Genomic DNA, 21,727 nt, shown 5'->3' with positions numbered 1-21,727 from the left:
ATTTCTTGTGGCAGGTGAATGAGCCCTGTTAGAAAGAAGCCACGCTGACGATCTCCGAGGAGTACCCCCATGACCCAGGACTCCAGGACCGCCATGCTGGAAATGGTGCTGGTGAAAGCCGCCGAGGTCCTGCGCGACGCCGATCCGGGCGCGACCGCCGACCTGGCCGCCGACCGCCCGTTCCAGGAAGCCGGCCTGGACTCGCTGGGCCTGGTCCAGCTCCAGCGGCGGCTCGGCGCCGCACTCGGTCTCGACCTGCCGGTCACCGTCGGCTTCGACCACGCCACCCCGGAGGCTCTGGCCGCCCACCTGACCCGCCTGCGGCACGGGGACCCCATGCCCGAGGACGACGGAGCCGCTGCCGGCGCCGGGCGGGCCGACACGGCCGGCGAGCCGATCGCGATCCTCGGCATCGGATGCCGCTACCCCGGCGGGGTGGCGTCCCCCGACGACCTGTGGCGCCTGCTGGCCGACGGCGTGCACACCATCTCCGACTTCCCCGCCGACCGCGGCTGGGACCTCGACCGCCTCTACGACCCGGACCCCGCGACCACCGGCACCAGCTACGTCCGGCGCGGTGGATTCCTGCCGGACGCCGCCGACTTCGACGCCGGCTTCTTCGGCATCAACCCCCGCGAGGCGCTGGCCATGGACCCGCAGCAGCGCCTGGTGCTGGAGACCAGCTGGGAGGCGATCGAACGGGCCGGCATCGCCCCGGACCGCCTGCACGGCTCCGACACGGGCGTGTTCATCGGCGTCGAGCCCCACGAATACGGGCCGCGTACCCATAAGGCCCCGGAGGGCCCGGACGCCTACGTCATGCTGGGCAACCTGCCCAGTGTCGTCTCCGGCCGGGTCTCCTACGTCCTCGGACTGCAGGGGCCCGCGCTGACCGTCGACACCGCCTGCTCCGGCTCGCTGACCGCGGTGCACCTGGCGGTACGGGCCCTGCAGCGCGGCGAGTGCGGCCTGGCCCTGGCCGGGGGTGTCACCGTGATCGCCACCCCCGGAACGTTCACCACCTTCAGCCGGCAGCGTGGCCTGGCCCCGGACGGCCGGGTCAAGGCGTTCGCCGCCGCCGCCGACGGCACCGGCTTCGCCGAGGGCGCGGGCGTGCTCGTGCTGGCCCGGCTCTCCGACGCGCTGCGTGACGGGCATCCGGTGCTGGCGGTGATCCGGGGCACGGCCATCAACCAGGACGGCGCCTCCAACGGCCTGACCGCGCCCAGCGGCCTCGCCCAGCAGCGTGTCATCCGGCAGGCGCTCGCCGACGCCCGTCTCACCCCCGACCAGGTCGACGCGGTCGAGGCGCACGGCACCGGCACCACACTCGGCGACCCGATCGAGGGCCGGGCCGTGGTCGCCGCGTACGGGCGGGGGCGATCCCCCCGTACACCGTTGTGGTTGGGGTCGGTGAAGTCGAACATCGGGCACACCGGCGCGGCGGCGGGAGCCGCCGGCATCATCAAGATGGTGCTGGCGATGCGGCACCGCGTGCTGCCGCGCACGCTGCACGTCGACGAGCCGACCCCGCACGTCGACTGGTCGGACGGCACGGTCCGGCTCACCACCGAACCGGTGCCGTGGGAGAGCCGGGACCGGCCGCGCCGCGCCGGGATCTCGGCCTTCGGTGTCAGCGGCACCAACGCCCACGTCATCATCGAGGAGCCGCCGCGGGCCGCGCCTCCGCCGGAGCCCGGGCCGACCGCCCGCCCGGTGCCGGTCGTCCTGTCGGCCCGTGGCGGCCCGGCGCTGGCCGGCCAGGCCCGGCGGCTGCTGACCGCCACGGCCGGCGAGAGTCTCCTGGACATCGCCTACTCCACCGCCACCACCCGGGCCGCGCTGCGCGACCGGGTCACCGTCGTCGCCGCCGACCACACCGAACTGGCCCGCGCCCTCACCGCCCTGGCCGACGACGCCGGGGCGCCCGGGGTGTCGCGGGGCACCACCCTGGCGGCCGGCCGGACCGCCCTCCTCTTCACCGGCCAGGGCAGCCAGCGGGCCGGGATGGGCCGCGAGCTCGCCCGGGCCTTCCCGGTGTTCGCCGAGGCTCTCCAGGAAGCCGCCGACCACCTCGACCTGCACCTCGACGAACCGCTGGGAGAGGTGCTGTTCGCCGAGCCCGGATCGCCGCTCGCCGCGCTGCTGCACCGCACCCGGTACGCCCAGGCCGCGATCTTCGCCGTCGAGACCGCACTGTTCCGGCTGCTCACCTCCTGGGGGGTGCGGCCCGACGTGCTGGCCGGGCACTCGGTCGGCGAGATCGCCGCCGCCCATGCCGCCGGAGTCCTCTCGCTGGCCGACGCGGCCCTGCTGGTCGGTGTCCGCGGCGTGCTGATGGACGAACTCCCGCCCGGCGGTGCGATGATCGCCGTGCAGGCCGGCGAGGAGGAGGTCGCCGGGCTCCTCACCGACCGGGTGCACCTGGCTGCGGTGAACGGGCCGTCGGCCGTGGTGCTCTCCGGCGACACCGGCGCGGTGACGGCGGTCGCCGCCCACTTCGCCGAACGGGGCCGCAAGACCCGGCGGATGAGCGTCTCGCACGCCTTCCACTCGGCACTGATGGACCCCATGCTCGACGCCTTCCGCCGGGTCGCCGAGACACTGACCCATGAACCACCGCGTATCCCGGTGGTGTCCAACCTGACCGGCGAACCGGTGACCACCTTCGACGCCGGTCACTGGGTACGGCACGCCCGCGAGGCCGTCCGGTTCGCCGACGGCATGCGCTGGATGGACGCCTACGGCGTCACCACCTACCTGGAACTCGGCCCCGACGCCGTGCTGTCGGCCGTCGGCCGGGACTGCCTGGCCGACGCCGACGCCGACATCGTGTTCGCCCCCCTGCTGCGCGGCGGGCACAGCGAGGAACGCCAGACCGTCACCGCGCTCGGCCTGGCGCACGCGCGCGGCGTCACCGTCGACTGGCACCGCTTCTTCGCCGGCCGCGGAGCCCGCCGGGTGGACCTGCCCACCTACCCGTTCCAGCGCCGCCGGTACTGGCTGGACGCCGAGGCGGCACCCGGCACCGACCGGCACCCGCTGCTGGACACCAGCGTCAGCCTGGCCGAATCCGGCGCCCTGGTGCTCACCGGCCGGCTGTCCACCCGTTCCCATCCGTGGCTGGCCGACCATGTCATCGCCGGAGCGGTGCTGCTGCCCGGCACCGCCATGGTGGAACTCGCCCTCCGGGCCGGCGACGAGGCGGGCTGCGGCGTCCTGGAGGAGCTCACCCTCCAGGCCCCGCTCTCACTGGCCCACCCCGGCGGCGTCGAGATCCAGGTCACCGTCGGTCCGGCGGACACCTCCGGGGTACGCCCGGTGGACATCCACTCCCGGCCCGCCACCAGCGAGGACGGCTGGACTCGGCACGCCGGCGGCATCCTCACCGAGCGGAGTGCGGCGGTCCCGGCACCGGACCCCACACCGCGATCCTGGCCGCCCCCGGGCGCCGAACCGATCGACGTCGACGGGCTCTACGAACGACAGGCGGCGCAGGGGTACGCGTACGGGCCGGCCTTCCAGCGGGTGCGCGCCGCCTGGCGCCGAGGCGACGAGGTGTACGCCGAGGTCACCGCCGACGACGTGGGCGCGCAACGCTTCGGCCTGCACCCGGCACTGCTCGACGCCGCCCTGCACGCCCTGGAGACCACCGCCGACGACGGCCAGGTGCGGCTCCCGTTCGCCTGGCTCGGCGTCGAACTGCACGCCACCGGCGCCACGGCCGTCCGCGCCCGGGTGGCCCCGGCCGGACCGGACGCCGTCTCCCTTCACCTGACCGACGCCACCGGGGCGCCGGTCGCCACGGTCCGATCCCTGGTCCAGAGGCCCGTCCCGCTGTCCGGCATCCCGCTGATCGGGGAACAGGGCGGCACCCTGCTGCGCACCGCCTGGACCGAGATCCCGATCCCGGCCGAGCCGGACGCAGCCGTGGCGGGCCTGCGGATCGCCCACGTGCCCGCCGGCCCGCCCGGAACCGGCGGCTCCCCGGCCGACACCGCCCGCGCGGCGACCGTACACGTGCTGCGGCTGATCCAGGACGCGCTGCGTGACGACGTCCCGCTCGCCGTCGTCACCCGCGGCGCCGCCACCGACCTCACCACGGCGCCCGTGCACGCCCTGGTGCGTGCCGCCCAGACCGAACACCCCGGCCGCGTCATGCTCCTGGCCACCGACCGTGACCTGCCGGAACGTGACCAGCTCGCGGCCCTGTCCAGCGGGGAGCCGGAACTCGCGCTGCGCGACGGCACCCTGTACGTCCCACGGCTCGTGCCGGTGCCCGTGGCCGACCAGCCGCGCGTCGCCGTCTGGAACCCGCACGGCACCGTGCTGATCACCGGCGGCACCGGCGGGCTCGGCGGCCTGGTCGCCCGGCATCTGGTGCGCCGGCACGGTGTGCGGCACCTGCTGCTCACCAGCCGTCGCGGCGCCGCCGCCCCCGGCGCCCGCCGGCTGGCCGCCGAACTGGCGGCACTGGGCGCCGCGACGACCGTGACCGCCTGCGACACCGCCGACCGGACCGCCCTGGCCGGAGTGCTGGACGCCATCCCCGCCGACCGCCCGCTCACCGCCGTGGTGCACACCGCCGGTGTCGTCGACGACGGGCTGGTGGCGGCACTCGTCCCCGAGCAGGTGCACACCGTCTTCCACGGCAAGGCCGACGGCGCCTGGCACCTGCACGAGCTGACCCGCGACCTGCCGCTCTCGGCGTTCGTGCTGTTCTCCTCCGCCGCCGGCACCCTGGAGGCGGCCGGGCAGGGCAACTACGCCGCCGCCAACGCGTTCCTCGACGCCCTGGCCGAACACCGGGTGGCACACGGACTGCGGGCCACCTCACTGGCCTGGAATCTGTGGGCCGGCGACGCGGGCATGGGCGCCCGCCTCGACGACCTGACCGTACGGCGCGCCGCACGCTCCGGGCTGCCGGCGCTCAGCAGCGCGGACAACCTGGCCCTGCTCGATCAGGCGCTGCTCACCGACGTACCGACGCTGGTGCCGTTACGCATCGACGCCGCCGCTCTGCGCGCCCGGCCGCAGGGTGTCCCGCCGGTGCTGCGCGGCCTGGTCCGCCCGTCCACCCGCCGGACCGCCGGCACCCGGGCCGGAGGCGGCGCGCCGGACCTGGCCCAGCGGATCGCCGGGCAGTCCGAGACCGAACAGGCACACACCGTCCTCGGCGTGGTCCGCGCCCGGATCGCCGGTGTCCTCGGCCACGACGACGTGACCGCCGTCGACCCCCGCCGGGCGTTCAGCGAACTGGGATTCGACTCGCTGGCCGCCGTCGAGTTGCGCACCGCCCTCGGCTCGGCGACCGGGCTGCGCCTCACCTCCACCCTGATCTTCGACCACCCGACACCACAGGCGCTGGCCACCCACCTGCTCGGCCGGCTCCGCGGCGGCACCACCGCCGTCGCGGCCCCGGCCGTCCGGCGGGCGCCCGCCGACGAACCCGTCGCCATCGTCGCGATGGCCTGCCGCTACCCCGGCGGCGTCACCAGCCCCGAGGACCTGTGGCGGCTGGTCGCCGCCGGCACCGACGCCATCACCCCGTTCCCGGACGACCGGGGCTGGCCCACCGACGAGATCTACGACGCCGAACCGGGCCGCCACGGCCGGACCTCCACCCGCGAAGGCGGCTTCCTGCACGACGCCGCCGAGTTCGACCCCGCCTTCTTCGGCATCAGCCCCAAGGAGGCACAGGTCATGGACCCCCAGCAGCGCCTCCTGCTGGAACTGGCCTGGGAGACCCTGGAACGCGCCGCCATCGACCCGCAGTCGCTGAAGGGCAGCGACACCGGGGTCTTCACCGGCGTCATGTACCACGACTGGGCCCGCCGCACCGCCGACGTGCCGGAGGACTCCGCCGGGTTCGCCGGACGCGGCGGCATGGGCAGCGTCGTGTCCGGGCGCGTCGCCTACACCCTCGGGCTGGAGGGCCCGGCCGCCACCGTCGACACCGCCTGCTCCTCCTCCCTGGTGGCGCTGCACTGGGCGGCACAGGCCCTGCGGTCCGGTGAGTGCGCCCTCGCCCTGGCCGGCGGGGTCACCGTGATGGCCACGCCGGAGACCTTCGTCGAGATGAGCCTGCAACGCGGACTGGCCGGGGACGGGCGCTGCAAGGCGTACGGCGCCGCCGCCGACGGCACCGGCTGGGCCGAGGGCGCCGGGCTGCTGCTGCTGGAACGGCTGTCCGACGCCCGCCGCGCGGGACATCCGGTGCTCGCGGTGATCCGCGGGTCGGCGGTCAACCAGGACGGCGCGTCGAACGGGCTCACCGCACCCAACGGGCCGTCCCAGCAGCGGGTCATCCAGCAGGCGCTGACCCGGGCCGGACTGACCCCGGCCGACGTCGACGCCGTCGAGGGCCACGGCACGGGCACCACCCTCGGCGACCCCATCGAGGTCCAGGCGCTGATGGCCGCCTACGGCCGGCACCGGCCGGCGGGCACCCCGCTCTGGCTCGGATCGATCAAGTCGAACCTCGGGCACACCCAGGCCGCGGCCGGGGTGGCCGGCATCATCAAGATGGTGATGGCGATGCGTCACGCGACACTTCCCCGCACCCTGCACGCCGACACCCCTTCACCCCACATCGACTGGACAGAGGGCGACGTCCGGCTGCTCACCGAGGCGCGGCCGTGGCCCAACGACGGACGACCGCGCCGCGCCGGTGTCTCCTCGTTCGGTGTCAGCGGCACCAACGCGCACATCGTCGTCGAGGAGGCACCCCCGGCCGCCCCGGACGACACCCGCCCGGCCCGGCCCCCGGCGTTCCCGCTGATCGTCTCGGCCGACTCACCCGTCGCGCTGCGGGCCCAGGCCGTACGGATCGCCGCCCACCTGCGCGATAACCCCGGCATCGACGAATACGACGCCGCCGCCACCCTCGCCCGGGGCCGTGCCGCCCTCCGGCACCGTGCCGTGGTCGTCGGCACCGATCGCGCGGACCTGCTCGCCGGCCTCGACGCCCTGGCCGCCGGGGCCGCGTCGGCGTCCGTGGTGACCGGCGAGGCCCGCGGGGACGGGCGCGCCGTGTTCGTCTTTCCGGGTCAGGGCTCCCAGTGGCCGGGCATGGGCGTCACGCTGTTCGAGCAGCTGCCGGCGTTCGCGAGCCGGCTCACCGCGTGCGCCGCGGCGCTCCAGCCGCACGTCGGGTGGAATCTGCTCGACGTGCTGCGCGGGGAACCGGGTGCGCCGGCCCTGGACGGCGTCGACGTGGTCCAGCCCGCCCTCTGGGCGATGACGGTGTCGCTGGCCGAGGCCTGGCGGGCGGCCGGCGTCGAACCGGCCGCCGTCGTCGGACACTCCCAGGGCGAGATCGCCGCCGCGTGCGTCGCCGGCGCGCTCACCCTGGAACAGGGCGCGCTCGTGGTGGCCCGCCGCAGCCGGATCATCCGCGACGAACTCGCCGGCCGGGGCGGCATGCTGTCGGTGGCGCTGCCGGCCGCGCAGGTCTCCCGATACCTCACCGACGCCGGTGGCCGGCTGCATCTGGCCGCCGTCAACGGCCCACGCTCGGTCGTGCTGTCCGGCCCGGTCGACGCCGTCGACGCCGTCCGCGCCGAACTCGACGCGGCCGGCGTCGCGACCCGCCGCATCCCGGTCGACTACGCCTCCCACTCCGCGCTCGTCGCCGAAGCCCGCGACCGGCTGCGCACCGAGCTGGCCGGGCTGATGCCACGCACCTCGCCGGTGCCCTTCTACTCCACCGTCTCCGCCGGGCCGATGGACACCGCGGGACTCGACGCCGAGTACTGGTACACGAACCTGCGCCGGACCGTCCGCTTCGAGGAGACCACCCGGGCGCTGCTCGCCGACGGCTTCACACTGTTCGTCGAGCCCAGCCCGCACCCCGGGATGCTCGTCGGGCTCGGCGAGACCGCCGAGTCGGCCAGCACACCCGCCGCCCTCGTCGGCACCCTGCGCCGCGACGCCGGTGACCTGTCCGCCTTCCTCACCGCGCTGGCCGGGGCGTACGTCCACAACGCGAGCGTGGACTGGCCCGGCCGCTTCGACGGCGCCCGCCACGCCGACCTGCCGACCTACCCGTTCCAGCGCCGGACGTACTGGCTGCCGGCGCCCCCACCCGCCGGCGACGTCTCGGCGGTCGGCCAGGTCGTCACCGGCCATCCGCTGCTGGGCGCCGCCGTGCCGGTCGCCGGCGACGGCGGGGTGCTGCTCACCGGCCGTCTCTCCACCACCGGCCAGCCCTGGCTCGCCGACCACGTCGTCGGCGGCGCCGTCATCGTCCCCGGCACCGCCCTGGTGGAACTCGCCGTCCGGGCCGGTGACGAGGCCGGCCGCGGATCCGTGCGGGACCTGACCCTGGAGGCCCCGATCACCCTGCCGGCACACGGCGGCGTCGCCGTCCAGGTGCACGTCGCGGCCGACCGGCGGACCGTCGTGATCCATTCCCGGCCGGACGGTGCCGCCGCGGGGACGCCGTGGACCCGGCACGCCTCCGGCACCCTCGCCGACAGCGGCCCGGAACCGGCCACCGACATCACGGTCTGGCCGCCGCTCGACGCCGAACCGGTCGACCTCACCGGCTTCTACCAGCGGCTCACCGGCGAAGGCCTGGGGTACGGCCCGGCGTTCCGGTGCCTGCGCGCGGCCTGGCGGGCCGGCGGGGACACCGTGTACGCGGAGATCGCCCTGCCGGATCCGGCCACGGCCTCGCTGTTCGGGCTGCACCCGGCACTGTTCGACGCGGCCCTGCACGCCACCGCGCTGTTCACCGCCGACGCGGACCGGGTCACCCTGCCGTTCGCCTGGACCGGCGTCACCCTGTACGCCTCGGGCGCCGCCGCGCTGCGGCTGCGCATGACCCGGCTCGGTGACGACCGGGTCGCCCTGCTGCTCAGCGACTCCGAGAACCGGCCGGTCGCCGCGGTCGAGTCACTCGTCCTGCGCCCCGTCGCGGCCACCGCCGGACGGCCGGAGCCCACCACCGGCGACGACGCCCTGTTCGCGCTCGAATGGATTCCGGCCGCACCGGACGGCGGCCCGGTCCGCGAGACCGTCGTGCACCGCTGCGACGGCGGCACCAGTGTGGCCGCCGTCCACGCCCAGACCACCGCGGCGCTCACCCGGCTGCAGTCCTTCCTCGCCGATGACCGGCCCGGGGCCGGCATCCTCGCGATCGTCACCCGGGGGGCGGTGTCGGTGGCCGGGGAGGACGTCACCGACCTGGCCGGCGCCGCCGTCTGGGGGCTCGCCCGCAGCGCCCAGACGGAGAACCCCGGCCGGATCGTGCTGATCGATCTCGACCCCACCGGCCCGGAACCGGTCCCCGGCGACGAGCCCGCCCCCACCTGGCTCGGCGCGGCCCTGGCCACCGGTCATCCGCAGATCGCGATCCGGTCCGGGACACCGTTCTGCCCGCGCCTGTCCCGGGTGACCGGCGTGCCGTCCGGACCGCCTGCCGGTGGCTTCGGCGACCGGCCCGGCACGGTTCTGGTGACCGGTGGCACCGGCACCCTCGGCGGGCTGGTCTCCCGGCACCTGACCAGCACACACCGGGTGAACAAACTGCTGCTCACCAGCCGTCGCGGCCCCGGAGCCGCGGGCATCGCGGCACTCACCGCCGACCTGGCCGGGCGGGGCGCCGACGTCGAGGTGGTGGCGTGCGACGCCGCCGACCGGTCGGCGCTGGCCGCCGCGCTGGCCGGCCGGACACTCACCGGCGTCGTGCACACCGCGGGTGTCCTGGACGACGCCACCCTCGCCTCGCTGACACCGGAGCGGATGGCCGGGGTGCTGCGGCCCAAGGTCGACGCCGCGGTGAACCTGCACGATCTCACCGCCGGCCACCCGCTCACCGCGTTCGTGCTGTTCTCCTCCGCCGCCGGGGTCACCGGCGGCGGAGGCCAGGGCAACTACGCCGCGGCGAACACCTTCCTGGACGGCCTGGCCGCGCACCGCCGGGCCCGGGGACTGCCCGCACAATCGCTGGCCTGGGGCATGTGGGAGCAGAGCAGCGGCATGACGGGGACACTCAGCGACGCCGACCTGGCCGTCCAGCGCCGCGACGGCGTGGTCCCGCTGGCGACCGGGCACGCCCTGGCGCTGATGGACACCGCGGGCGCGATCGGCACACCGCTGGCGGTGCCGATCGCGCTCGACCTGGCCGGGATGGACCGCTCCGACGTCCCCTACCTGCTGCGTGATCTGGTCCGGGGCCCGGGACGCCGCACCGTCGATCCGGCCGCCGGCCCGGCCGAACCCGCCGAGGCCCTACGGGACCGGCTGGCCCGGCTCCGCCCGGCCCGCCGCGAGCAGACGCTGCTGGACCTGGTCCGGACGCACACCGCGGCCACCCTCGGGTTCGCCGGTGCCGCCGACGTCGACCCGGGGCAGTCGTTCCGGGACATGGGCTTCGACTCCCTCGCCGCCGTCCGGCTGCGCAACGTCCTCGGCGAGGCGGTCGGCGATCGCTTCCCGGCGACGCTCGTGTTCGACCATCCGAACGCGCTCGCGCTCACCCACCACCTGCTGACGGAGATGGGTCTGGCCGATCCGGCGCCGGACCGGGAACCCGAGCCGGCCGGGGACCGGGAACCCGAGGCGGCCGGGGCCGGGGGCGACTTCGAGCAGCGCGCGGCGGAGATCGCCGGCATGAGCCTGGCCGAACTGCTACGGGCCGCCGGCCGCGCCGACGACCCGGCCTGACCCCTCGACGGCGAACGGCCGGAGGTGGGCGATGCCACCTCCGGCCGTTCGCCNCCCCCCCCCCCCCCCCCCCCCCCCCGGGCCCGGCGGGTCCGGTCAGTCCTCGGTCCAGCCGTGCGACCGCGCGATCCGCAGCACGCCGTCGCGGGCCCGGACGATCTGCTCCGCGGTCATCGTCGGCACCGAGGTCAGCAGCGCCTCGGTGATCTCCGCCCGCAGTTCGGCGCCGCGCAGGATGTCGCACAGCTCGTCGTCGGCCGTGCCGCCGGAGAACGAGGCCGGCCGGGCCGCCGGGACCGCCGGGACCGTCAGGGCGGCCGTCTCGATGATCTGCACGTGCGTGGCCTTCAGCCCCCGGTCGCCCTCCGCCGGCACGAACTGCACCCGCGTCCCCTGATTCAGCGACCGTTTGTCGAACGCCAGATCATTGACGTGCAGGAAAACGTCCTCGGTCCCATTGTCGGGAGCCACGAAACCGTACCCGCGAATCTCGTCGAAACGAATGACCTTTCCGGTCATCGTGGAAGTCGCCACCATTGTCCCCTCACCTCATCCGTCCTGCCCACCGACATCTCACCAGGCGTTGTCACCGGTCAGGTTCCGGTCCCCGTTCAACAGTTGTTCCCGATTCCTGACATTCAGCTTCCGGTAGACCCGGGTCAGGTGCTGCTCCACCGTGCTGACGGTGATGAACAGCCGATCGGCGATCTCCCGGTTGCTGTACCCCTGCGTGACCAGAATGGCCACCCGCCGCTCGGACTTGCTCAGCCCCGCGAAGTCGTGCTGATCGACGTTCTGGCCCTCACCCGGCCCGGCCGTATCCCTGGGCTCGCTGGCCGGCGACACCCGGGTCGGCTGCAGGGACTGGCACAGCAACTCGGCACCGCAACTCTTGGCCAGCCGCCACGCCCGCTGCGACGTCTGCCGCGCGACCACCGTCTCACCCATCTCCTGATAGGCGCGGCTCAGGTCGGCGAGCACACCGGCGGCCTCGTGCCAGGCGCCGCTCGCCTCCAGGCAGGTGTACGCGTCCAGGAGCACCGGTGGTTGCTTGCGGATCGGCTGCAACCGGGCCAGGGCGTGCAGGGTCATCCCCCGGGACCGGGTCAGCCCGGTCGGGTGCGCCGCCCGCTGCTTCTCCAGCAACTGTGCCGCGCGGTCCGGGTTGCCCAGCCGCATCCAGGCCTCGGCCGCTCCCAGCCGCCACGGCGCCAGCGTGGGCGTGTCGACCTTCCACCGCTGCATCAGCGTGCCGCAGCCCAGGAAGTCGGTGAGCGCCATGCTCGTCTTGCCGGTCGCCAGGTGGTGCCGGCCCCGCGCGTACAGATAATGCAGCCCGGCCCGGGTCAGGAACAGCGCCTGCGGGGGTTCCGCCGCGAGCAGCTTGACCACCGCCTCGTGGTCGCCCATCGCGGTCAGTGACTCGACCTGCAACGCCACCGCCATGGCGCTTCCGATGTTCCAGCTGCGTCCGGACAACCGGGTGCGCGCCGACTGGGCCTGCTGCACCGCCCTGGGCAGCTGACCGAGCCGCAGCGAGATCAGCGCGCCGACACACTCCAGCAGTCCCAGCTCCGCGGGCGCGTCGTACGTCCGGGAGTCGGCCATGATGGTCTTGTACCACTTGCGGGCCGGTTCCAGCTCGTCGGCGTAACAGAGCGCGGTGAGCGCGGCCGGAAGCCCGTTCAGTTTCCACGGCTCGGGGGAGTGGCTGCTGCGTAGCACCTGCTCGGCCAGGTCGACGGCCTCCTCGTCCGAACCCCGCTCCATGGCGAGTGTCATGGCGAGCAGGGCACGCACGTCCGACGGCGAGGTCGCCGACGGCCGTACCTCGGGCACCGGCCGGCGAGGCCGTTCGAGCAGCCCGGGGAACTCCGCGGACATCAGCTGCCGGGTGCCGTGCAGCGCCGTCCGGGTGCCCTCGTGGTCGTCGTGTTCGTGGTGGACGATCTCCAGGGCGTCGTCGAAGTGGAGGTGGAACATCATCCCCTCGGCCATCCGCAGCGCGTCCCCACCGGGCAGCTTGCCCGCGGTGATCGGCTGTTTCAGCCGCAGGAAGTGCTGGGCCGAATGACCGGGTTTGAGCTGCCACTGGCCCAGGGCGTACCGCGACATCACCGAGACGCGCTCGGTCTCGTCCGAACTGGACTCCCGGGCCAGTTTCAGGCACTTCAGGGCAAGGCTGACCTCGCCCTCCATAAGCGCGTGCTGTGCGGCGTCCTGCAGGACCGGCACGACCCACTCCTCGTGCAGCGGGCCGGAGTTGAGCAGGTGTGCCGCGACGGCCCGGGGCGGGGCCCCGTCGTCGTACAGCAGGGCGGCCGCGCGGTGCCGGAGGTCGGCCAGCTCGTCGTGAGGCATCTCGTGCAGCAGCGCCTGGCCCATGCTGGGATGCCGTAGGCGGGCGTCCACCACACCGATGCTGGTGAGCAGTTCCCGGCAGCGTTCGACCAGTTCCTTGTTGATCCCGCTCAGCTGGCTCAACAACAGGGGGGTGGCCGCGCCGCCCAGCAGCGCCACGCAGCGGGCCACCCGGACCGCGTACGGGCCCAGCCGGTGCACACAGCTGAGGACCTCCTGCTGGAATACCGGCCCGGTGGACAGGTCGTCGGTGAGGCCGGGGTGGATCGCCGAGTCGTCGCCGCAGGTCACCTGGTCCGAGGCGGCGCGCAGGTTGAAGTCCTCGACGAGGGCTTCGACGAGCCGTGGATTGCCCTGGCTCAGCCGATGGACCTCGGTCATGAAGTGCTCGGGCAGGGCGGAGGTGCTCAGGCTCTCCGCCAGCTTCCGGGTCCCCTCGGCGGAGAGCTGGTGCAGCTGGAAACGCCGGACGCTGGTCTGGTGGATGAGGTCGTCGAGGATGCGCGGCGCCGGCTCGTCGAGCAGCAGGGGACCGCGGGTCATCATCAGTGTGACCGACGGCTGGGTCAGCCGCTGGGCCAGGTAGCGCAGGCAGTAGAGCGTGGCCTCGTCGGCGTGCTGGATGTCGTCGACGGTGATCAGCAGACTTCGTTCGGCGGCCAGCTCGGCGACGACCCGGTGGGTGTGCTGGGCGACGGCGGCCAGGCGGTCCTGGATCGTGGTCGAGGGGTGCGGCGGGGCGCCCATCTCCACCGAACCGTCCAGATGGATGCCGCTGGGGATGTCGGCACCGGCGACGCCGTTCTCCAGTTTGTGCGCGTGCAGCCCGTGGAAGAGCTGGGCGAGCCCGCTGAACGGATGGCCGCGGTCGTGCGGCGCGTTGACGACGCTGAGCACCATGCTGCCCGCCATCGACGCCCGGCTGGCCAGAGTGCTGAGGACGGTGGTCTTGCCCACCGCAGTGGATCCGCTGATGGCGGCGACGACACCCCTGTTTCGTGTTGACCGGACCAGTAGTTCGCTGAGATCTGCCAGCAATTTCGAGCGTTCTACGAGCACTGCGGACCTCCCCCGTAGGGTCCTTAATCGCCGTGACGTTAACGGTCATTCGCTGCCATGGTCAAGCGCTGAGTCCAATCCGGACGAAGTGTTTACGTGCATTGACTGGATTGATTGATGATCTCCCAGTCAGCTCTCAGTTTCTCAGTTAGTTCCCAGTTTTTGAGGGTATTTCGCGGGTGCGAACCCTGGTCACTCCGGGTGACCAGGGCGGGCGGTGTTCCGGACAAAGGAATGCCGACGAGGGGTGAATTATCCGATTTTTTGAGTATTCACTCCGCTGATCCGGCGCCGGCGCCGGATCTCGTCGCCATTCCTTCTTCCCCGGTGATGACGACCCACGCCATTCCTTGTGGCAAATGGCTTTCCAATCCGCGGCCGAAGGTAAGGGGTCGGGCTAGGGGGGATCAGGGGTTGGTGACGATTTCACCGCTGCCTATCGTTCGTTCCAAGTAATCGAGGGTGCACCGACACCCCACGCGACCTCTCGACCTGGGGTGGTTTTGCAAACGACTCGACTCCGCGTGGCCTGACATGACCGTGCACAGGACCTTCCCGCCCACGGCCAGAGGCACCGTGCCCTTCCGGCAGTACGCGACCTGGTACCGCGTCACCGGGCACCCGCGAGCCGGCCGGCCCACCCTGGTCGTCGTCCACGGCGGGCCCGGAGCCACCCACGACTACCTGCTCCCTCTGGCCGCTCTCGCCCAACACGGCACCGCCGTGGTGCACTACGACCAGATCGGCAACGGGGGATCGACCCACCTGCCGGACGCCGACCCCGGCTTCTGGACCCCGCAACTCTTCCTCGACGAGCTGGACAACCTGCTCCAGCGACTCGGCGTCGCCGACGACTACGTGCTCCTCGGCCAGTCCTGGGGCGGGATGCTCGCGGCACGGCACGCCTCGCACCGCCCACCCGGACTCCGCGGCCTGGTGATCGCCAACGCCCCCGCCTCGTACCGGCTCTGGCGCGCCGAGATGGACGTCCTGCGCGCGCAGCTCCCGCCCGGAGTCGACGAGACCCTGCGACGCCACGAGGCCGCCGGCACCTTCGACAGCGACGAGTACACCGAGGCGATGCTCGTCTTCTACGGCCGGCACTTCTGCCGCCTCGACCCTCTGCCGGCGCCCCTGATGGCCACCTTCGTCGAGATGAACGCGAACCCGGCCGTCTACCACGCGATGAACGGCCCGAACGAGTTCCACGTCATCGGCAGCCTGCGCGACTGGTCGGTCATCGACGACCTGCCCCACATCAGCGTGCCCACCCTGATCGTCTCCGGCCGCCACGACGAGGCCACCCCGGTCACCGTCCAGCCGTTCCACGACCTCATCCCGAACGCCCGCTGGGAACTCCTCGAGAACTCCAGCCACGCCCCGCAGTTCGAGGAACCGGAACGCTTCGCCGAGGTGCTCGGCGCCTTTCTCGACTCTCTCCGCGCCCCCGGCGCGCCGACCACGAACCCGAACGGAGGCTGACACGGCGATGGATGCCAAGGCCGAAGAGATCATCAAAGCGCTCCGCGGCTCGCTCGTCGAGAACGAGCGTCTGCGCCGAGACATCAAGAGCCTGCGCGCCGCCGCCGACGTCACCTCCGAACCGATCGCCATCATCGGCATGGCCTGCCGATTCCCCGGCGGCGTCACCACCGCCGAAGAGCTGTGGACCCTCGTCGACCAGGGCCGCGACGCCATCGGCCCGTTCCCGGCCGACCGCGGCTGGAATCCGGACACCTTCTACGACCCCGAGCCGGGCACGCCCGGCAAGAGCTACGTCCGCCAGGGCGGCTTCCTGTACGACGCCGGCCGGTTCGATCCCGAGTTCTTCCGGATCAGCCCCCGCGAAGCCCGGACCATGGACCCCCAACAGCGACTCCTCCTGGAGATCACCTGGGAGGTGATCGAACGCGCGGGCATCGACCCGAACACCCTGCGCGGCAGCCGCACCGGCGTCTTCGCCGGATCCATGTACCACGACTACGGCGCGACGAGCAGCGACGGCAGCCTCGTCTCCGGCCGCGTCGCCTACACCCTCGGCCTCGAAGGCCCCGCCGTCACCGTGGACACCGCCTGCTCCTCCTCCCTGGTCGCCCTCCAATGGGCGTCACACGCCCTGCGCACCGGAGAATGCGGACTGGCCCTCGCCGGCGGCATCAGCGTCATGGCCACACCCGAGACGTTCATCGAGTTCAGCGAACAACGCGGCCTCTCACCCGACGGACGCTGCCGCTCCTTCGCCGCCGCCGCCGACGGCACCGGCTGGGCCGAAGGCGCCGGAATCCTGCTGCTGGAACGCCTCTCGGACGCCCGCCGCAACGGCCACCCGGTGCTCGCGCTGATCCGCGGCTCGGCCGTCAACCAGGACGGCGCGTCCAACGGGCTGACCGCGCCGAGCGGCCCGGCCCAGCGCCGGGTGATCCGGGAGGCCCTGGCCGGCGCCGGACTGACCGCGGCCGACATCGACGCGGTCGAGGCACACGGCACCGGCACCACCCTGGGCGACCCGATCGAGGCCCAGGCCCTGCTGGCCACCTACGGCCAGGAACACGGCGCGGACCGGCCCCTGCTGCTCGGCTCGATCAAGGCGAACATCGGCCACACCCAGGCGGCCGCCGGAGTCGCCGGCATCATCAAGATGGTCGAGGCCATGCGCCACGGCCGGCTGCCCCGGACCCTCCACGTCGACGCGCCGACACCACAGGTGGACTGGGAGTCCGGGCACGTGCGCCTGCTCACCGAGGCCACCCCCTGGCCCGAATCCGGCCGCCCGCGCCGGGCCGCCGTCTCCTCCTTCGGAGTCAGCGGCACCAACGCGCACGTCATCCTGGAAGAGGCCCCCGAAACCGCCGAGACGACCACCCCCGCCGGTACGCCGCCGGTGCTGGCCGCGGACCTGCCGGCGTGGCTGGTCTCCGGCCGTACCGGGGCGGCCCTGGCGGAGCAGGCCGGCCGGCTGCGCGAGCACGTGGTGGCCCGGCCGGAACTCGCGGCCGGGGATGTCGCGTGGTCGCTGGCGACGACCCGGTCGGCGTTCGATCACCGTGCGGTGGTCGTCGGTGCCGGCCGTGACGAGTTGCTGGCCGGTCTGGCATCGGTGGCCACCGGGCAGCCCGCCGCCGGCGTGGTGACCGGCGCGGTCACCTCGGGCGCTGCCGGGAGCACCGTCTTCGTGTTCCCGGGTCAGGGCTCGCAGTGGATCGGGATGGGCCGGGAGTTGGCGGAGTCGTCGCCGGTGTTCGCGGCGCGGTTGGCTGAGTGTGGGGCGGCTTTGGAGCCGTTCGTGGACTGGCGACTGGATGACGTACTGGCTGGTCGTCATGGTTTTGAGTCCGCTGACGTGGTCCAGCCGGCACTTTGGGCGGTGATGGTTTCCCTCGCCGCGGTGTGGCGTGCCGCCGGTGTCGAGCCAGATGCCGTAGTGGGTCATTCGCAGGGTGAGATCGCCGCAGCTGCGGTGGCGGGGATCCTTTCGTTGGAGGACGCGGCCAAGGTTGTCGCTTTGCGCAGCCGGGCTTTGACGGCTCTGGCGGGTCATGGCGGGATGCTGTCGATCGCGGAGTCGGTGGACGCGGTCCGGGGCAGGATCGCCTCCTTTGGTGATCTTCTGTCGATCGCGGCGGTGAATGGTCCGTCGGCGACGGTGGTGTCGGGTGAGCCTTCGGCGTTGCGGGAGCTTGAGACCGCCTGCGGTGATGCGGTGCGGACCCGGTTGATCCCGGTGGATTACGCGTCGCATGGTCCGCAGGTCGAGCAGCTGCGGGACGAGATCCTGACCGTGCTGGACGGGATCGTGCCTGGCCCGGCGGAGATCCCGATGGTGTCGGCGCTGAGCGGAGACTGGCTGGCCGGTCCGGAACTGGATGCCGGCTACTGGTACTCCTCGCTGCGGGAGACCGTAGAGTTCGACAGGGCTGTGAGGGTGCTGACCGATTCCGGTCACGGCGTCTTCGTTGAGGTCTCCCCGCATCCCGTCTTGATCCAGGCTGTCGACGCCGCTGTCACGGTGGGCAGTCTTCGTCGTGATGACGGTGGCGCGCGGCGTCTGATGGCGTCGTTCGCTGAGGCGTTCGTCAACGGCGTCGCCGTCGACTGGTCGTTGGTGCTGGGCGGGGGGAGAACGGTCGGTCTACCGACGTACGCGTTCCAGCGACGCCATTTCTGGACCGAGGCACGACAGGCCGCCGCGCCGGCCACCCGCACCCTGGACGACTGGCGCTACCGCGTCACCTGGCAGCCGATGGACCTCGGCCCGGCCACACCCGCGCTCTCCGGAACCTGGCTGCTGCTGGGCGACACACCCGAGACACCCGCGATCGCCGGCGCGCTGACCCGTGCCGGCGCCACGATCGTCACCGCGGCGGGCCCCGGCGACCTCGACGAATCCGTGCTGGCGACCGCTACCGGCGTGCTGTCGTTGCTGGCTCTGGACGAGACCCCGGATCCCGGCCACCCGTGGGTGCCGAGCGGCACGGCGACGACGCTCGACCTCGTCCACGCGCTGCACCGGGCATCCTCCACCGCGCCCCTCTGGCTGCTGACACGAGGCGCCGTGCGCAGTGGCGACGGCGACGGCACGGCGATCAGCCCGGCGCAGAGCGCGGTGTGGGGACTGGGCCGGGCCGTCGGGCTGGAACACCCCGAGTTCTGGGGTGGGCTGATCGACCTGCCCACCGAGTTCGACGCACGGACCGGTAGCCGGCTGACCGCCGTCCTCGCGCGCGGGCACCACGAGGACCAGATCGCGCTGCGGGAACCCGGCGCGCTGGTCCGGCGCCTGATCCGGGCCGAGGCCGCGCCGGCTACCGAACGTCAGCGGTGGTCACCCCGCGGGACGGTACTGCTGACCGGCGCCACCGGATCCGTCGGTGCGTACGTGGCGAGGTGGCTCGCCGAACAGGACACCCCCCGACTCGTGCTGACCTCCCGGTCCGGCCCGTCCGCCCCCGGTGCGGCCGGCCTGGCGGCATCGATCGCGCACGCCGGCACCGATGTCGAGCTGATCAGCTGCGACCTCGGTGTGTACGAGCAGGTGGCCGGGATGGTGTCCGGGATCGGGGAGACCGGGCCCGGACTGTCGACGGTGATCCACGCCGCCACCCTCGCATCGCTGGCCCGGGTGGAGGACACCAGCCGTGCGGACCTGGCCGACGCGATGGGCGCCAAGGCCGCCGGGGCCGTACATCTCGATCAGGCCACCGCCGGTATCGATGTCGACGAGTTCGTGCTGTTCTCGTCGATCTCGGCGACCTGGGGCAGTAACGATCACGGCGCCTACGCCGCGGGTAACGCCTTCCTGGACGGGTTCGCCGAGCAGCGCCGGGCGAGGGGTCTGCCCGCGACGTCCATCGCCTGGGGTGTCTGGAACTCCCAGGACTGGGCCGCCGTCGACGCGACGATGGACCAGGCGCCCGGCCGGGTGACCCCGAGCAGCCTGCTGCGGCAGGGCATGAACTTCATGAACACCGACAAGGCGCTGGCGGCCCTGGGGCGGATCCTCACCCAGGACGAGACGTTCATCGCGGTCGCCGACGTGGAATGGGCGAAGTTCGCTCCGGTGTTCCGCGCGGCCCGTCCGCGTCCACTGCTGGACACGATTCCCGAGGTACGGGAGACGGATAGCGCTGTCGCGGAGCCGGAGAACCGCGGCGAGTACGCGTCCCGGCTGGCCACGATGCCGGCGGCCGAACAGCGGCGTACGGTGATCGAGTTGGTGCGCTCGCTGGCGGCGGCCGTCCTGGGGCACGAATCTGCCGCGGAAGTGCCGGCCGACCGCGCGTTCCGGCACGTCGGTTTCGACTCGCTGACCGCCGTCGAGCTGCGGGGCCGATTGAACACCGCGACCGGGGTACGGCTACCGGCCACCGTCGTCTTCGACTACCCCAATCCGACGGCTCTGGCCGAGGAGATCCTGACCCGGCTGCTGGGTGCCACCTCGCGACAGGTCACGTCGGTGACCGCGGCTGCCCCGTCGGAGCCGATCGCGATCGTGGGCATGGCGTGCCGGTATCCGGGTGGGGTGAGCACTCCGGAGGAGTTGTGGGACCTGCTCGTCGCGGGTGGTGACGCGATCTCGGGTTTCCCGGCGGATCGTGGCTGGGACGCGGCGGCGCTGTTCGACGCCGATCCGGATGTCGAGGGCTCGACGTATGTGACCGAGGGCGGCTTCGTCACCGGGGCCGCGGAATTCGATGCGGAGTTCTTCGGGATCAGCCCGCGTGAGGCCTTGGCGATGGATCCGCAGCAGCGGTTGCTGTTGGAGACGTCGTGGGAGGCGATCGAGCGGTCGGGTATCGATCCGGCTTCGTTGAAGGGGTCCGGCACCGGGGTGTTCGTGGGTGCCACCACGTCTGATTACGCCGCGGCTGTGGGTGGGGAGCCGGACGTTCAGGCGCATCTGATCACCGGAAGCGCGTTGAGTGTGCTGTCCGGCCGGATCTCGTACACCCTGGGTCTGGTCGGTCCGGCGGTGTCGGTGGACACCGCCTGTTCCTCGTCTCTTGTCGCGTTGCATCAGGCGGTGTCGGCGCTGCGTGGTGGCGAGTGTTCGATGGCGCTGGCCGGCGGTGTGATGGTGATGGCCGATCCGAGCGAGTTCGTCGGCTTCTCGCGGTTGCGGGCGTTGTCGTCGGATGGCCGTTGCCGGGCGTTCGGTGATGGTGCGGACGGCATGGGCATGGCCGAGGGTGCCGGCATGGTGATGCTGGAGCGGCTCTCCGACGCGCAGCGCAACGGTCATGAGGTTCTCGCTGTCATTCGGGGTAGCGCGGTCAATCAGGATGGTGCGTCGAACGGGCTGTCGGCGCCGAACGGTCCGTCGCAGCAGCGTGTGATCCGTGCGGCTCTGGCGAACGCGCAGGTGAACGCTGCTGATGTGGATGTGGTGGAGGCGCACGGCACCGGCACCGCGTTGGGTGATCCGATCGAGGCGGGTGCTCTGCTGGCCACGTACGGTCAGGAGAAGTCTGCCGATCGGCCGTTGTGGCTGGGGTCGATCAAGTCCAATATCGGTCATGCGCAGCAGGCGGCGGGTGTCGCTGGTGTGATCAAGATGGTGATGGCGCTGCAGAACCGGAAACTGCCGCGCACTCTGTACGCCGAGACGCCGTCGTCACATGTCGACTGGTCGTCGGGCAGTGTCGAGTTGTTGTCGCAGGCTCGGGAGTGGCCGGCTGGTGATCGGCCCCGGCGTGCTGGTGTGTCGGCGTTCGGGATCAGTGGCACCAACGCGCACATGATCCTGGAAGAGGCACCGTCTACCGTCGAGGTGTCGGCTCCGGTTGTGGTGCCGTCAGTTCTCACGGCGGGTGTTCCGGTGTGGCCGATCTCCGGTCGGACGGCGGTGGCGCTTGCGGAGCNACTGCCTGCTGAGGATGTGGCGTGGTCGCTGGCGACATCGCGGTCGGTGTTCGATCACCGTGCGGTGGTGATCGGTGCGGATCCCGATGGTTTGGTGTCGGTGGCGACGGGTCAGCCGGCTGCCGGTGTGGTGACCGGTCAGGTCGTTCCGGGTGGTGTCGGGCGGACGGTGTTCGTCTTCCCCGGCCAGGGCTCGCAGTGGATCGGGATGGGCCGGGAGCTGGCTGGGGAGTCGCCGGTGTTCGCGGCGCGGTTGGCCGAGTGTGCGGCGGCCCTG

General features: G+C 72.8%; 5 protein-coding genes. 3 read left to right on the top strand and 2 right to left on the bottom strand.

The features are described 5' to 3' along the window. The first annotated feature begins 69 nt into the window (after positions 1-69). Entirely contained in the window at positions 70-10,671 is a 10,602-nt protein-coding gene (locus ACQ0O7_RS38580; protein ID WP_430790176.1) for an SDR family NAD(P)-dependent oxidoreductase, read from the top strand. Between the two features lie 96 nt (positions 10,672-10,767). Here the strand turns inward: ACQ0O7_RS38580 and ACQ0O7_RS38575 are convergent, their stop codons facing one another. Next, a complete protein-coding gene (locus ACQ0O7_RS38575) occupies positions 10,768-11,208 on the bottom strand; it encodes a cold shock domain-containing protein (RefSeq protein ID WP_430790174.1) in 441 nt (146 codons plus the stop codon). Positions 11,209-11,244: 36 nt separating this feature from the next. Beyond that, positions 11,245-14,091, bottom strand: a complete 2,847-nt coding sequence (locus ACQ0O7_RS38570) for an AAA family ATPase (RefSeq protein WP_430790172.1) — start codon at positions 14,089-14,091, stop codon at positions 11,245-11,247. A gap of 534 nt (positions 14,092-14,625) precedes the next feature. Here ACQ0O7_RS38570 and ACQ0O7_RS38565 point away from each other — a divergent pair. Both ACQ0O7_RS38565 and ACQ0O7_RS38560 read left to right on the top strand, forming a co-directional pair. Next, a complete protein-coding gene (locus ACQ0O7_RS38565) occupies positions 14,626-15,573 on the top strand; it encodes a proline iminopeptidase-family hydrolase (RefSeq protein WP_430790170.1) in 948 nt (315 codons plus the stop codon). A gap of 28 nt (positions 15,574-15,601) precedes the next feature. Beyond that, positions 15,602-21,727, top strand: a 6,126-nt coding sequence (locus tag ACQ0O7_RS38560) for an SDR family NAD(P)-dependent oxidoreductase (RefSeq protein ID WP_430790454.1), incomplete at its 3' end; no start/stop codon positions are given.

The sequence above is a fragment of the Actinoplanes sp. G11-F43 genome (assembly GCF_050589265.1).
Taxonomy (GTDB): Bacteria; Actinomycetota; Actinomycetes; order Mycobacteriales; family Micromonosporaceae; genus Actinoplanes.
The sequence above is the reverse complement of the archived record's forward strand: the minus strand, read 5'-3'. Positions and strand labels throughout refer to the sequence as shown.